This window comes from Streptomyces sp. NRRL S-495 (assembly GCF_000966955.1).
Taxonomy (GTDB): Bacteria; Actinomycetota; Actinomycetes; order Streptomycetales; family Streptomycetaceae; genus Kitasatospora; species Kitasatospora purpeofusca.
Map to the genome: position 1 here is coordinate 1 of NZ_JZWY01000665.1, position 14,087 is coordinate 14,087.

Below are 14,087 nucleotides of genomic sequence, written 5' to 3' on the forward strand. Positions count from 1 at the left end.
CCGCCGACAAGGCCAAGGCCACCGCGAAGGAGACCGCCGGCAAGGGCGCCGCCGCCGCCCCGCAGACCGCCGCCCCGCAGGCCCCCGCCGCGAACACTCCGGCACCGGCCGCGAACACCCCGGCACCGCCGGCCGCCGGTGGACGCGCCGCCGCCATCGTGCAGTTCGCCTACGCCCAGCTCGGCAAGCCCTACGGCTGGAGCAAGACCGGCCCCAGCAGCTTCGACTGCTCCGGCCTCACCGGCGCCGCCTACCGCGCGGCCGACGTCAGCCTCCCCCGTACGTCCCAGGAGCAGTGGAAGGTCGGCACCAGGATCGCCCGCGGCGACCTCCAGCCCGGCGACCTGGTCTTCTTCTACCCCGACCTGCACCACGTGGGCGTCTACATCGGCGACGGCAAGATGATCCACGCTCCCCGGACCGGCAAGAACATCGAGGTCCTCGCGATCGGCGTCATGCCCTACATGGGCGGCGTCCGGCCGTAGCGACGGTCCGGGAGGCCGCCACGGCGCCGTAGCGGCCTCCCGGCCTCTCCGTGCCCCTCCCTGCCTCTCCGCGCCCCTCCGTGCTCAGCCCGCCAGGGTGTCCGCCAGCCACGGGGTGATCACGGCCATCGCCTCGCCGAAGCGCGAGATGGCGCAGTGGCCGGTGTCCGGGATCAGCACGACCCCGGTGTCCCGGCGGCCCTCGAACACCAGGGTGTCCTCCACCGGCACATGGACGTCCTCGGCGCCGTTGACCACCAGCATCGGCCCGTTGGCGTCCTGGTCCAGCAGCGCGCGCAGGTCGAAGGCCGCGAAGGCCGCCTCGCGCTCGGCCGTGCCCGGCAGCCCGTCGAAGCCCAGGGCGTTGCCGACGATGCCGTCCATGCCGAACGCGAAGCCTCGCCGCCGCGGTACGGGACGGTGAGCGTGCGGCGCTCGGACTCCACCGGGAAGTCCGGGGCGGCGAGCACGTACTGCTCGACCTGGCGGGCGAGCGCGGTGCGCTTCGGACCGTCGGCCAGGGCGGGGAACTTGGCCCAGCCGTACGCCTGCGCGGCCAGGCGGTGGCTGCCCGCCGCGGCGCGGCGGGCAGCGAGGGCGGACCACTCGTACACCCAGCCGCCCGGCCGGTCCGGCCACATCTCGGTGACGGCGGCGCGGACCGCGTCCACCTCCTCGACGGGCAGACCGAGGGTCATCCGGGGGTGCCGCTCGACGAACAGGTCCTGCGGGTCCACGGGCCAGGTGAAGGACATGGCGCCTCCCAATGCGCTTAAAGCCGGAACTCTTGCGTTGAGACGACGGTGTACCGGCGTTGGGGCACTCGGGAGAAACTCGTACTGGACGCCATGCTGGCCGGGAGCACCGAGGGCATCCCCGTCCCCGACACCGGTGACGTCCGCACCGACCTGGCCGCCTTCGCCCGCGCGCTCGCCGGCGCCATCGTCGACCGGGCCGTCGGACGCGGGGAACTCCCCGCCGGTACCGACACCGGCCTGGCCCTGGAACTGCTCTGCTCCCCCGTCCAGACCCGCGCCCTGCTCGGCCACCGCCCGATCGAGCCGGACCTGCCGGAACGCCTCGCGGACACCGTCCTGAACGGCCTGCGGGGGCGGACCTGAGCACCGGGCCCGGACGCGCGCGGGGGTCCGGGCGGGTGCCGCCCGGACCCCGGCGGCGGGTCAGACGGTGACGCGGACGGTGGAGACGGCCAGGTCCGCGTCACCGAGGTCGGAAGCCCCGGTGCCGGCGGACCAGTGGCCGCCCGTGCGCCGCCCGGTGAAGCGGATCTCGTACGTCCCGGGGTCCAGCTCGGTCCAGGTCAGGGTGGAGCGGGAGACAGCACCGGCGGTGGCCGCGAACTGCCGGTCCTGGTCGCTCCGGTGCTCCAGACGCTCACCGCCGTCCGGTGCGGCAGTGACCTCGTAGAGGGCGGCGCGGCCCGCGATCGCGGCGGTGTCGGCCTGGTAGCAGAAGCCCCAGTAGTACTCGGCCCGGACGAGCGCCTCGGCCAGGATGCCCCTGGTGGCCCGGCCGTTGTCGTCGAACTCCGCCGCACCGGCCTCGATGTGGGAGCGGGCCCGCGACCAGCGGCCGCCGCCGTAGCCCTCCACCGTGGCGCCGACGACCCAGACGTCCGTGCCGGTCACCGACGGCGCGGCGGGCGGGGCCGGGCGCGGGGGCGGCACGAAGTCCTCCACACCCCGGTGCACCATCAGCAGCGCGCTCCGCCGGTCCCCCTCGGGCCCGTCGGTGAGGGCGAGCAGCCCCGGGGTGTGCCGGGAGTCGTGCCCCCCGACCGCGACCGGCGGCGTCCAGGCCGCGCCGTCGAACACGGTGTGGAGCAGCTGCGGTCCGCCCCGGCCGGGGAGGACGGCGTGCAGGGCGCCGTCGGACGAGGCCAGCACGACGTTCGCGGAGACCGCGTCCGCAACCTCGACGGGTGCCGTCCAGGCCGTGCCGTCGAACACCACGTGCACAAGGCGGCCGGTACCGTCCCCGGCAAGGACGTGGATGCCGTCCGCGTGCACGGCGGCGGCCAGGAACGGCGCTCCCGCCAGCGCATCGACGGGCCCGTCCACCCGCCGCCACTGCCCCGAGGCGTCGTCACGGACGCAGTGGACAGCCCCGCCGAGGTCCGGGACGAAGGCGTGCAGCTCGCCCCGGAACGAGACCAGGGCCGCCCCCGGAGCGCCCGGGACGGGAAGCGCGTGGCCCTCCCGCCACACCCGGGCCGTGTCCGCTCCGGCCCCCTGCGGCCGGCCGTACGTGAGCTCCACGAACTGCGCCGGTGAGTCCGGCTCCTCGGTGTCCCGCACCGTCAGCAGGACGTGGACGGCGCCGTTGTGCACGGCCGCGGCCGGCGTGCCGGTGCTCACCGCGTTCTCGTACCGGACGCGGGTCCCGCCCTCGTAGTGGACCGGGGTGTCGACGACGGCGTCCGGGGCCCAGGTGACCGCCTCCGCCACCGCCGCCTCGGCGGCCGCGATCCCGGCCTCCGGCTCGACCTGCCCGGCCACCCGCTCCTTCAGCGCGTCCAGCTCCGCCGCCCGCCGCCTGGCCTCGGCCGGGACGAGCCCGGTCCACCGGACATCGAGGACGTCGTGCTCGCCCTTCCCGTACGGTTCGCCGAGGTGCAGGCACAGCAGTTCGTCGTCGAGCGCCGCCAGGACCGGTTCGGCCGCGCTCCGGTGGCCGGGGAACCGCGAGTCCGGCCCCCAACCACCCTCCCGGCGGTACACCGACCGCCACAGGTTCCGGTCGTCCACCGTCTGATCGGCCATCAGCCGTGCTCCCCGCTCGCTCCACCGCCCGCCCCCGGACGGGCGGGCCTCCCTGCTCCGGAACGTAGTCCGCCGCCCACCCCCGCGCGGGCAGTGGCCCGAACCGGCCACACCACGACCGGGGAACGGCTCGAAGGGCACGGCCTCCGAGGGGCGCCCGTGACCTACCGCACCACCCGGTAGCGGAGGTGGAGGACCCGGGAGGTGAGGGTGCGGGCCTCCAGGAGTTCGAGGTCCTCCCGGCGCTCGTGCCGCGGGAAGTACGGGATGCCGCCGCCGAGCAGCACCGGGTGGACCCGGGGGCGGTACTCGTCGATCAGGCCCGCCGCGGCCACCGCGGCGGCGAGGGTCGCACCGCCGATGGCGATCTCCCCCTCCCCCGGCTCGGCCCGCAGCCGGGCGATCTCCTCCGCGACGGTGCCGGTGGCCAGCCGGGCGTTGCCCTGCACCTCCGACAGCGTGGTGGAGAACACCACCTTCGGGAGCGGGTTCCAGAGCGCCGTCCACTCCCGCTCGACCTCGTCGAGCGACTGGTCCTGCTCGGCGGTCTCCCAGTACAGCATCGTCTCGTACAGCCGGCGCCCCATCAGATGGACGTCCACCCCGCGGAGCTCGTCGAGCGCGAGCCGGAACACCTCCTCGTCCGGCTCCGTCCAGTCGAAACCGCCGTCGGGCCCGACGATGTAACCGTCGAGCGACATGCCCATCGAGTACGTCACCTTGCGCATACCGGCTCTCCTCCTCGTCACCGGGCTCCGACAGTAGGGCCCCGGGACGCGGCGAGGGCCGTCATGTCCGAAGGGATCCCCCGGACGGAGTCACTCCGCCGGTGCTGCCGGCCGTGACCTGCGTCGGACGCTTCGCGTCCCGGCCGGTCGGTCCCGGCCGGGACGCGGTGTCGAACTGCAGGACGCCGCGGCTCAGCGACGGCTCACCATCGGCTCAGCGACGGCTCTGCGACGGCTCAGCCGATGGTGATCCTGAAGATCTTGTCCGAGCCGTCCGGCTGGTTGCCGTTGTTGTCCGCGTTGGTGGTGGTCAGCCAGAGCTGGTCGGCGCCGGGGACCTTGCTGACGGTGCGCAGCCGGCCGTAGGTGCCGACGTAGTAGGAGGTCGCGGTACCGACCGACTCGGTGTCGCCGTTGATCGGGATCCGGTACATCCGGGTGCCGCGCAGCGCCGCCAGGTAGACCACGTTGCGGACGATGGCGATGCCGCTCGGGGAGGCGAGGTTGACCGGCCAGCTGGCCTTGGGGTCGGTCATGCCGGACTTGCCGCAGGTGCCCTCGCAGGTCGGCCAGCCGTAGTTGCCGCCCGGCTTGATCAGGTTGAGCTCGTCGTACTTGGAGTCGCCGAACTCGGCCTCCCAGAGCCGGCCGTTGCGGTCGAAGGCGAGGCCCTGCGGATTGCGGTGGCCGAGGCTGTAGACGTAGTTGTTGAACGGGTTGCCGGGGGCGGGCTTGCCCGCGGTGGTCATCCGCAGGATCTTCCCGTTGAGGGAGTTCTTGTCCTGCGCGAGGTCGGGCGTCTGGCCGTCGCCGGTGGTGGCGTAGAGGTAGCCGTCCGGGCCGAAGGCCAGCCGGCCGCCGTTGTGGTAGCGGTTCTTCTTGATGCCCTGGAGCAGGACCGTGTAGCCGGAGAGGGTGCTGCCGTTGTACGTCATGCGGACGATCCGGTTGCCCTCGGCGGCGGTGTGCATGAAGTAGACGTAGTGGTTGGTGGACCAGTTGGGGTCGACGGCCACGCCGAGCAGGCCGCCCTCGCCGTCGGTGGTGACGGCGTTGGGCACGGCGCCGATCTCCGTCCTGGTACCGCTCTTGGCCTGCTTGAAGACCTTGAAGCTGTCCCGCTCGGTGACCAGCGCACTGGCGCCGTCGGGCATCCAGGAGATGCCCCAGGGCACGGTCCAGCCGCTGCTGAGGGTGGTCGGCGAGCCGGGGACGCCGCCGTCGGCCGGACAGGCGGCGGTGGTGAAGGAGACCGGGGCGGAGGCCGGGGAGACACCGCCCGCGGCGTCCTTGGCCACCACGGTCAGGGCGAACGGCGCGTCGCAGGCCAGGCCGGTGACGGTGGTGGTGGTCGCCGGCGGGGTGCCGGTGACGGTGGCCAGCACGGCGGCGCCGCTGCGGACCTCGTACGCCACCACGCCCTTGTCGTCGCTGGCGGCCCCCCAGCCGAGCTTGGCGGAGGTGGCGGTGACGGCGGAGACGGTGGGGGCGCCGGGCGCGCTCGGCGGCGGGTCGTCGCCGGTTCCGGTGGTGCAGTCGACGGCGACGCTCGCCGGGGAGGCGTTGCCGGCCGCGTCCCGGGCGATCACGCTCAGGTTGTAGGTGGTGCCGGGGGTGAGGCCGGTGAGCGCCTTGCTCGTGGTGTCCCCGGGCGTCTCGGCGAGCTTGTTGCCGTGCTCGTAGACGTCGTACGCGGTGACGCCGACGTTGTCGGTGGCGGCCGGCCAGCCGAGGGTCAGGCCGTTGGGGCCGATGCCGGTGCAGGACGGCTGCCCCGGGCGGCTGGGCGCGGTGGTGTCGGCAGGGGCGGCGGCGACGGTGAGCCGGTCCAGGTTGGGGCCGCCGTTGGCGGTGGTCGCGGTGGCGCGCACGGTGTTGGTCCCGGCCCGGAGCGGCGCGTTCAGCGTCCGCCCGGCCCAGGTGTTCCAGTCCGTGGTGGCCGGGAAGGAGACACCGGCGGCGACCACGGTGCCGTTGACGGAGATGTCCATCGGGCGGTCGACGGCGGTGCCGTTGGCGTAGCGGAAGGTCAGCGGGGCGGTGCCGGCCGAGGCGGCGCCGACGGCGAATTCGACGTAGGAGCCGGCGACGTTGGTGTAGTCGACGAAGCCCGTACCGGTGTACCCGGTGTGGTTGGTGGCCACGGCACCCTGGACGACGGTGGCGTCCTCGGCCTGGTAGTCGGTGGCGGCGAACCGGGGTCGGGGTTGGGATTGGGCCTGGGCCGGGGGGACGGCCGCGGTGGCGATGATCAGTGCGGCGACGGCGAGACCCACGCCGCCGGCGGATGTCGGACGCATGTGCTCCTCCAGGGGGTCAGCGGACGGTGATCCGGTCGAGGTTGGGGCCGCCGTCGGCGGTGGTCGAGGTGAACCGGACGGTGTTGGCCCCGGCCTTCAGCGACACCGGCAGGGCGGTGGTCGCCCAGGTGTCCCAGTTCGCGGTCGGGGGGAAGGCCCGCCCGGCGGCGATCCGGGTGCCGTTGACGGCGATGTCCATCGGGCGGTCGGCGGCGGTGCCGTTGGCGTAGCGCAGCTCCAGCGAGGCCGTCGAGGCGGCCGCCGCCCGGACCGTCCACTCGGCGTAACTCCCCGGCGTGTTCTCCAGGTTGACGAAACCGGCACCGCTGTGGCCGTGGTGGTCGGTGTCGACGGTGCCCTGCGACACGCGGGCCTCGTCCGCCCGGAAGACCCCGGAGGGGCCGGCGACCAGCTGGTAGCCGCGCATCTCCCTGGTGAGCAGGTAGCAGTCCTGGAGCGAACCGGAGGTGTCGCCGAGCGAGCGGTAGATGCCCCACTTGGGCCGCACCCGGTCGGCGAGGAAGGTGTCGACGCCGGTCCGCTCGATGTCGACGACAGTGGCGCCGGCACTGCGCAGGATCCACCGGACCGCCCCGGAGGAGCCGTCCCCCACCGTGATCCGGAAGTCCACGTCCACCCAGCGGTCGTGCAGCGGGTCCAGACTGGTGCGCCCCACCAGGACGTCACTGATGGGGAGTTGGAGCTCGATGGTCTGCGCCCCGGCGACCCGCCGCAGCGACTGGACGACGATCGGCGAGGTGCCGTTGCCGGGCTGCTTCATCTGCATGATGTGGGTGAAGCTGGTGGTGGCCTTCAGCGCGGACGGGATGTACATCGCGTAGGTGGTCCGCCAGGTCTGACCGGCCTTCCACTCCAGGAAGGCGCCGCCCGCCGGGCTGCGCATACCGGTGACCTCCTGCCGCTGCCGGTCGGTGGCGGAGTCCCGGTCCACCGTGTGCATGGTCCAGCGGTAGGTGTCGTTCTCGGCCCGGATGTGCGGGTGCCCGGCGGGGTGGGAGTCGGCGCGGTCGTCCTCGACCGTCTCGAAGGCGGCGAGCCCGTCGGCGGCGGCCGACGGCGCCCAGCGCTGCTGCCAGCTGGAGACGCTGAGCGCGGCGGCCGGGGCGGTGGCGGTGGCACCGGCTGTGGCGGACGTGGCGGCGGCGGTTCGGGGGAGTCCGACGGCGGTGACGGCGGAGAGCGCGGCACCGAGGACGGTTCGACGGGTGGGCCTTTTCACGTGACTCCTTGCGGTCGGGGGGAGAACGCCGGAGAGCAGCGGAAGGGGAGGGCGGCGGGGTGGGGGCCCCTGGGACGGACGGGCCGTCAGGGCAGGTGACGTACAGAATCCCGGCGTGAGGGTGCACGGTCAAGACATTTGGTTAGGAAACTTTCCCAATTATTGCCAGCGGCGTCCCACCGGACCACCGCGGAGCTTCGAACGGGTGATGAAGGGTCAGCGGTCGACCGGTCACGGGCCGGTTCCGGTCCGGGTGCCGGCGGTTCCCGGGGCGGGCCGCCGGGTACCTCCGGGGCGGGCCGGGGCCGCGCGGGACCGAGGGGGGACCATGGCGCTGTACTGCGAACTGTGCGGCACCCGGACGGACGGGGTCGAACGGCTCGGCGTCTACTGCCCGGGCGAGTACTGCGGCACCGACCTGCGGGCCGGGGCGGACGCCGGGGTGCGGGCCTGGTGCGAGCCGGAGCGCCGGTTCGGGGTGGCCGGTGGCACGGTGCTGGTGGACCTGCTCGTGTGCAACGCCGGGCCGCGGGCCACGGGCTTCCACCTCGAACCGGTCGAACCCGTGCGCGGGCGGCTGGACTTCGACCGGCGGTCGGCCGAGGCGCCGCTCGCCTCCGGGGCGACCCGCCGGGTCGAGCTGCGCTACACCGTGCCGTTGGACCTGGTCGGACCGGCCCTCGACATCGCCTCCCGGTTCGGCGTACCGGCGGCCGAGGTGGTGGGCCAGGTGCAGGGCGCACGGCCCTCGCGGTTCGGCGTCGCACTGCGGGTGGCCGCGACCTCGGCCCACCAGGGGGCGGCCTGCGCGGCGTTCGCGGTGGACGTGCCCGGGCAGGTGGATGTCGACCTGGACGGCGACGGTGACCGGGACCGGGACGGTGACCGAGGCCGGGACGGCGACCGGGGCGGCGGGGGGAACGGCGGCCGCGGTGGCGGGCGGCCGACGGCTCCCGGGCAGCGGCGTCGACGGCGGCGAGTTCGGCGAGCGGGCGCCCCGGGAACGGGGGCGGAAACGGGGGCGGCGGCGGAAAGGCGAAGCCCTCGCCCTCACCCCGCTCCTCCTCGCCCACCCCCTCCCCCACCCCCCGGACGGTGGTGCTCCCGCCCCTGGCCGGGCTCGACCGGGCCACCGCCGAGGCGAAGCTGAAGGACCTCGGCCTGCGCTCCACCGCCGCCACCGTCACCGCCGGTCGGCTGCCCGCGCTCCAGGTCCTCGCCACCGACCCAGCCGCCGGCACCGAGGTCCCGGCGGGGGCGACCGTCGTCCTGCGGGTCTCGGACGGGCGGGCACCGGTTCCCGCCGTCGCGGGCCTCACCCGTGCCGACGCCGAGAAGCTGCTCCGGGACCTCCACTTCACCAAGGTCACCGTCTTCAGCGAAGAGAACGGCACCAAGCCCGTGAACCAGGCGCTCCGTACCGACCCGGCCGCCGGCACGGTGGTGGCCCTGGACGCCCCGGTCACCCTCTGGTTCGCCACCAAGCCCGTCATCCGCTGAGCCACGGCCCACCGCCGGCCGGAACAGCGTGCCGCGGTCCGGTGGGGTGCACCCCACCGGACCGCGGCACGACAGCTCGGCTCAGCTCGACAACGGACGCCGGACCCGTCAGGCCGAAGCCGGCCCCGCGAGCACCTCGTTGACCAGCTCCCGCGCCTCCTCCTGGACCCGGGCGAGGTGCTCGGGCCCCTGGAAGGACTCCGCGTAGATCTTGTACACGTCCTCCGTGCCGGACGGGCGGGCGGCGAACCAGGCGTTCTCGGTGCACACCTTGATGCCGCCGATGGCCGCGCCGTTGCCCGGGGCCTCGGTGAGCACGGCGGTGACCGGCTCGCCCGCGAGGTCGCCGGCCTTGACCTGCTCGGGCGAGAGCCGGGAGAGCAGCGCCTTCTGGTCGCGGTCCGCCGGGGCGTCCACGCGGGCGTAGGCGGGGGCGCCGAAGCGGTCCGTCAGGTCGCGGTAGTACTGGCTGGGAGTGCGGCCGGTGACGGCGGTGATCTCGGCGGCCAGCAGGGCGAGCAAAATGCCGTCCTTGTCCGTCGTCCACACCCCGCCGTCGCGGCGCAGGAAGGACGCGCCGGCCGACTCCTCGCCGCCGAAGGCGATCGAGCCCTCCAGCAGGCCCTCGACGAACCACTTGAAGCCCACCGGGACCTCGACCAGCTCGCGCTTGAGGTCGGCGGCGACCCGGTCGAGCATCGAGGAGGACACCAGCGTCTTGCCCACGGCGGCGTCGGCCGGCCAGTCGGAGCGGTGGCGGTAGAGGTAGTCGACCGCCACCGCGAGGTAGTGGTTCGGGTTCATCAGGCCGCCGTCCGGGGTGACGATGCCGTGCCGGTCGGCGTCGGCGTCGTTGCCGGTGGCGATGGTGTACTCGTCGCGGCGGGCGATCAGCGAGGCCATCGCGGCGGGCGAGGAGCAGTCCATCCGGATCTTGCCGTCCCAGTCCAGCGTCATGAAGCGCCAGGTCGGGTCGGTGACCGGGTTGACCACGGTCAGGTCGAGGCGGTGGGTCTCGGCGATCCGGCCCCAGTAGGCGACGGAGGCGCCGCCGAGCGGGTCGGCACCGATCCGCACGCCGGCCGAGCGGATCGCGTCCAGGTCGAGGACGGAGACGAGGTCCTCGGTGTAGGAGGTGAGGTAGTCGTGGCGGCCGGTGGTCGCCGCGGCCAGGGCGCGCGCGTACGGGACCCGCTTGACGCCGCGCAGGCCCTCGCGGATCAGGGCGTTGGCACGGTCCTGGATCCAGCCGGTGGCCTCCGAGCCGGCCGGGCCGCCGCTCGGCGGGTTGTACTTGAAGCCGCCGTCGCGGGGCGGGTTGTGGGACGGGGTGACGACGATGCCGTCCGCCAGCGACTGCGGGCTGCGCCGGTTGTGGGCGAGGATCGCGTGCGAGACGGCGGGGGTCGGGGTGTAGCCGTCGGCGCTGTCCAGCAGGACGGTCACGCCGTTGGCCGCCAGCACCTCGACGGCGGTGGCGCTGGCCGGCTCGGACAGCGCGTGGGTGTCGGCGCCGAGGTACAGCGGGCCGGTGATGCCCTGGGCGGTCCGGTACTCGCAGATCGCCTGGGTGGTGGCGGCGATGTGGTCCTCGTTGAAGGCCGCGTCCAGGGAGGAGCCGCGGTGGCCCGAGGTGCCGAACGCGACCCGCTGGCCCGGCTCCTCCGGGTCCGGGTGCAGCGTGTAGTAGGCCGTCACCAGCCGCGCAACGTCCACCAGGTCGCCCGGCTGCGCCGGCTGACCGGCCCGTGCGTGTGCCATCGTCTTCTCCCACTGGAATGTCTCGCCGTGCGCCCGGCCCGCGGCCCGGCGCTTTGTGCCCCGTGCTCACCGATCGTAGCCAGTGCACGACCGGTCTCCGAACCGGGGCGAGGAGACGCCGTGCCGTTTCCGCGCCGACACCGCAGCAGCGCCGCACCGTCACCCGGAGGACTCCTGGGCCACGGTTCACCGACGCCTCGCCGACGGGCCGAAGGGGCCGGTGCCTCAGCCGGGGAGCTGCTGCCGGTGGGATTCCAGGACGGGGGCGACGACGGTGGCGAGGAACTCCGTGACGCGGTAGGTCGCCAGGCCCTCGACGGAGAACGGGTCGGTGCGGACGAGCGCCTCGATCGCCGCCCGGTCCTCGCCCGCGGCGAGGATGATGCCGCCGTCGCGCGGCACCTTGCGCCCGGAGGCCAGGAAGGTCCCGTCCGCGTAGTGGCGGTTCAGCCAGTCCACATGGGCGGGCAGGCGGGCGTCGATCCGGTCGAGCGGCACGGTGTACGTCAGTTCCAGGACAAACATGGACCCGAGCCTAACCGGAGGGCCTGCCCGCCGGATCGGACGGATCCGGCGGGCAGGACGCGGCACAGGGCCGCCGCGGTCCGAGGGTGGGCGAGGATGGATTCGAACCATCACAGCCGAAGCGGGGGCTTTACAGGCCCTTGGGCTCTCCCAGGCCCAGCTCGCCCTCGGTCGTCGGGATCCGTTCCATGCGGATCCTTGCGGTTCCTTGCAGTTCCTTGTCGTTCCTTGATCCCGACAGCTCCACTCTCCCCCGGGGCACCGGTGCCGGACAACCGGGTTTCCGGCCACCGGTCGCCCACGCCCGAACCGCTCCTGACGCTCGTTCGCCCTGGTCGGGGGCGTGGCGGGCGGGCCCGACGGGTGTCCGGATCATTACCCCCGACCCTCGATGTGGTGTAGACCACTCTCCGTACTTCGGACGGATCGCACCGCCCGACCGACCGTCACCGAACCGGTCCGCTCCCGGCGGGTGCCCGTGGACGTCCGGACTGCGATACAACACTGCTCATATGACGATTGATCGGAGAAATCTGAAATGAGCAAGTCAGCTCTGCCCCGCCGCAGCGTGATCGTCGGTGCGGCGGCCACCGTCGTCGGATGGAACACGGTGGGTCGCTCCTGGGCCGTGGAGGCCCCCGCCCCGGACGCCTCCCCCGGCGCCGAGGCCGCCGCGCCCGGCCCGGAGGCCGCCACTGCCGACACACTCGCGCGGCTGCCGCGACTTGACGGCACCCTGGTGGCCGACGCCGCCACCCTGGCCCGGTTCGGCGGGGACTTCGGTCACCTGGTGACCGCCGCCCCGCGCGCCGTGCTGCGGCCGGGCTCCGTACGCGACGTCGCCACCCTGGTCGGCTTCGCCCGCCGCCACCGCATCCCGGTCGCGATGAACGGCCAGAGCGGCACCGGCGAGGCGGCGGAGCTGGAGTCGCACTCCAGCTACGGCCAGGCCGGCGTGGCCGGGGGCGTGGCGATCGACTCCCGCGGACTGGACCGGATCATCCGGATCACCCCCGGCCGCGCCGTCGTGGAGGCGGGCGTCACCTGGGCGCAGCTGACGGACGCCGCGCTCGCCCAGGGCTGGATGCCGCCCTGTCTGACGGACTACCTGCACCTGTCGGTGGGCGGCACGCTGAGCGTCGGCGGCATCGGCGGCGGTGTGCAGCGCTACGGCTTCCAGGTGGACACGGTCGAGTCGGTGGACGTCGTCACGGGCACCGGCGAGCTGGTGACCGCCTCGGCGAGCGCCAACCGCGAGCTGTTCGAGGCGGTGCTCGGCGGCGGCGGGCAGGCCGGGCTCATCGTCCGCGCCACCCTGCGCCTGGTGCGGGCCCGGGAGCGGGCGCTCGTCCTCAACCTGTTCTACGACGACCTGGGCGCCTACCTCGCGGACCAGAAGAAGCTGATGCTGGAGCGGCGGTTCGACCTCCAGGTCGGCGACGTGTCGCGCAACGCGGCCGGGACCGGCTGGCGCTACAAGGTGGAGGGTGTCGTCCACTACGACGGCAGCGCCGCGCCGGACCGGGCGAAGCTGGTGCGCGGCCTGCGCTGCGTCGCGGCCGACACGACCTTCACCGACCAGACGGCGCGCGAGTACGCGTACCGGGTGGACGCCTTCGCCGGGTTCCTGAAGGGGGCCGGGCTCTGGTCGCAGCCCAAGCCCTGGATGAGCCTGTTCCTGCCCGCGTCGACTGCCGAAACCTTCACCCGTGAGGCCCTCGCCCTGCTGACGCCGGAGGACCTGGGCGCCGGCCTGCTGCTCTTCTACCCGTTCCGCACCGATGTGTTCACCCGCCCGATGACGGTGATGCCGGACGAGCCGGTCGGCTTCCACTTCGACCTGCTGTCGTTCCCGTTCCCGGGCGCCGACCACGCGGCCGCACTGCGGCGCAACCGCCGGCTGTACGACCGGGCGGTGCAGCTGGGCGGCAAGCGGTACCTGATCGGCGCGATCCCGGACGTCACCCACGCCGAGTGGCGCCGCCACTACGGCACCCGGTGGGGGCGCGTGGTGGCGGCCAAGCACCGCTTCGACCCGGCCGGGATCCTCACCCCGGGCCAGGGCATCCACTCCTGACACCGCGACCCGCGCGCCCGCCGCGACCGCCGTGCACCGCGGCGGCGGTCGCGGCGGGCGCGCGGGCGCAGCAGCACCGCGTCAGGTCGCGTCGCACCGGGTCGCCTCGCACCGGCTCACACCAGGCGGTGCATCCCCACCGAGGCCGGAGCCGTCCCCACGAACCCGTACTGGGCGTACAGCCGGTGCGCCTCCCCGTCGGCGATCAGCGAGACGTAGGCACCCTTCTCCGCGCGCTGCTCCAGCTCGGCGGTGAGCCGCGCCATGATCCGCTTGCCCAGCCCGCGCCCCTGGTGCTCGGGGAGCACGCACACATCGACGATCTGATAGATCAGACCGCCGTCCCCGATGATCCGCCCCATCCCGACCACCTCGCCCCCGCACTCGACGGTCACCCCGAACCAGGTGTTCGGCAGCCCGGCGGCCACCGCCGCGGCCGGGCGGTCGCTCATGCCGGACCCCGTCCGCAGCCGCCGGAAGGTCGCCACGTCGGGCACGCCGACCCGCATCTCGTAAGGGTCATTCTCTGCATTCATGTGTTACACCATACCTGTCGGCCGCCCCGGCCCCGCTCTGCGGGTTCCCCATCGGGCAAGGAGGCGGCCCCGGCGCAACCGCTCGGGCGCTCCGGCCGGTCGATCACAGGTATGAGCCCTCGCGAAAACCTCCGCACGAAGATCGGCCCCAC

The 14,087-nt window shown here is 73.9% G+C and carries 13 protein-coding genes, 1 tRNA gene and 1 pseudogene; 5 read left to right on the forward strand and 10 right to left on the reverse strand.

All coding sequences use genetic code 11. The features are described from left to right. Positions 1-485 (forward strand): C40 family peptidase (locus tag VR45_RS30225; protein WP_199926030.1); only part of this gene is annotated, 485 nt, incomplete at its 5' end. Between the two features lie 84 nt (positions 486-569). Here the strand turns inward: VR45_RS30225 and VR45_RS49190 are convergent. Further along, positions 570-869, reverse strand: coding sequence for a hypothetical protein (locus tag VR45_RS49190; RefSeq protein WP_045943052.1), 300 nt, complete (start codon positions 867-869; stop codon positions 570-572). A gap of 464 nt (positions 870-1,333) precedes the next feature. Between VR45_RS49190 and VR45_RS30235 the strand changes: the two genes are divergently transcribed. Then, positions 1,334-1,606: a TetR-like C-terminal domain-containing protein gene (locus tag VR45_RS30235; RefSeq protein ID WP_052709489.1), complete on the forward strand. Its 273-nt coding sequence runs from the start codon at positions 1,334-1,336 to the stop codon at positions 1,604-1,606. A gap of 60 nt (positions 1,607-1,666) precedes the next feature. Here the strand turns inward: VR45_RS30235 and VR45_RS30240 are convergent, their stop codons facing one another. From VR45_RS30240 to VR45_RS30255, 5 genes and pseudogenes are all read right to left on the reverse strand, one after another. After that, complete coding sequence (locus VR45_RS30240) at positions 1,667-3,268, reverse strand: hypothetical protein (RefSeq protein WP_045943054.1); 1,602 nt, start codon at positions 3,266-3,268, stop codon at positions 1,667-1,669. Positions 3,269-3,432: 164 nt separating this feature from the next. After that, positions 3,433-3,996, reverse strand: a complete 564-nt coding sequence (locus VR45_RS30245; RefSeq protein WP_045943055.1) for a dihydrofolate reductase family protein — start codon at positions 3,994-3,996, stop codon at positions 3,433-3,435. Between the two features lie 236 nt (positions 3,997-4,232). After that, complete coding sequence (locus VR45_RS30250; protein WP_045943056.1) at positions 4,233-6,296, reverse strand: PQQ-dependent sugar dehydrogenase; 2,064 nt, start codon at positions 6,294-6,296, stop codon at positions 4,233-4,235. Between the two features lie 16 nt (positions 6,297-6,312). Beyond that, entirely contained in the window at positions 6,313-6,723 is a 411-nt protein-coding gene (locus VR45_RS49195) for a carbohydrate-binding protein (protein ID WP_234326313.1), read from the reverse strand. Continuing rightward, positions 6,703-7,536 (reverse strand): annotated as a pseudogene (locus VR45_RS30255) (hypothetical protein); the annotation flags it as partial. The pseudogene VR45_RS30255 and the gene VR45_RS49195, both read right to left, overlap by 21 nt. A gap of 328 nt (positions 7,537-7,864) precedes the next feature. Here VR45_RS30255 and VR45_RS30260 point away from each other — a divergent pair. Continuing rightward, the gene (locus tag VR45_RS30260; protein ID WP_045943057.1) at positions 7,865-8,686 is read left to right on the forward strand and encodes a hypothetical protein; all 822 of its coding nucleotides are present in this window, start codon (positions 7,865-7,867) and stop codon (positions 8,684-8,686) included. Then, positions 8,632-9,036: a PASTA domain-containing protein gene (locus VR45_RS30265; protein ID WP_078896963.1), complete on the forward strand. Its 405-nt coding sequence runs from the start codon at positions 8,632-8,634 to the stop codon at positions 9,034-9,036. The genes VR45_RS30260 and VR45_RS30265 overlap by 55 nt, the downstream gene beginning before the upstream one ends. A 108-nt stretch (positions 9,037-9,144) precedes the next feature. Here VR45_RS30265 and pgm read toward each other — a convergent pair whose 3' ends face one another. The 3 genes from pgm to VR45_RS30280 all read right to left on the reverse strand — a co-directional run bounded on the left by pgm (position 9,145) and on the right by VR45_RS30280 (position 11,489). Beyond that, positions 9,145-10,797, reverse strand: coding sequence for a phosphoglucomutase (alpha-D-glucose-1,6-bisphosphate-dependent) (gene pgm / locus VR45_RS30270; protein WP_045943059.1), 1,653 nt, complete (start codon positions 10,795-10,797; stop codon positions 9,145-9,147). Between the two features lie 225 nt (positions 10,798-11,022). Beyond that, positions 11,023-11,322: a YciI family protein gene (locus VR45_RS30275; protein ID WP_045943060.1), complete on the reverse strand. Its 300-nt coding sequence runs from the start codon at positions 11,320-11,322 to the stop codon at positions 11,023-11,025. Between the two features lie 87 nt (positions 11,323-11,409). Continuing rightward, positions 11,410-11,489 (reverse strand) — tRNA-Tyr (locus tag VR45_RS30280). 371 nt (positions 11,490-11,860) lie between these two features. Here VR45_RS30280 and VR45_RS30285 point away from each other — a divergent pair. Beyond that, on the forward strand, positions 11,861-13,399 hold the full coding sequence (locus VR45_RS30285; protein ID WP_045943061.1) for an FAD-binding protein: 1,539 nt from the start codon (positions 11,861-11,863) through the stop codon (positions 13,397-13,399). Between the two features lie 116 nt (positions 13,400-13,515). On the opposite strand, the gene VR45_RS30290 is transcribed toward VR45_RS30285, so the two are convergent. Then, positions 13,516-13,935 (reverse strand): GNAT family N-acetyltransferase, encoded by a 420-nt coding sequence (locus tag VR45_RS30290; protein WP_045943062.1) that lies wholly within the window; start codon positions 13,933-13,935, stop codon positions 13,516-13,518. Positions 13,936-14,087 lie beyond the last annotated feature (152 nt).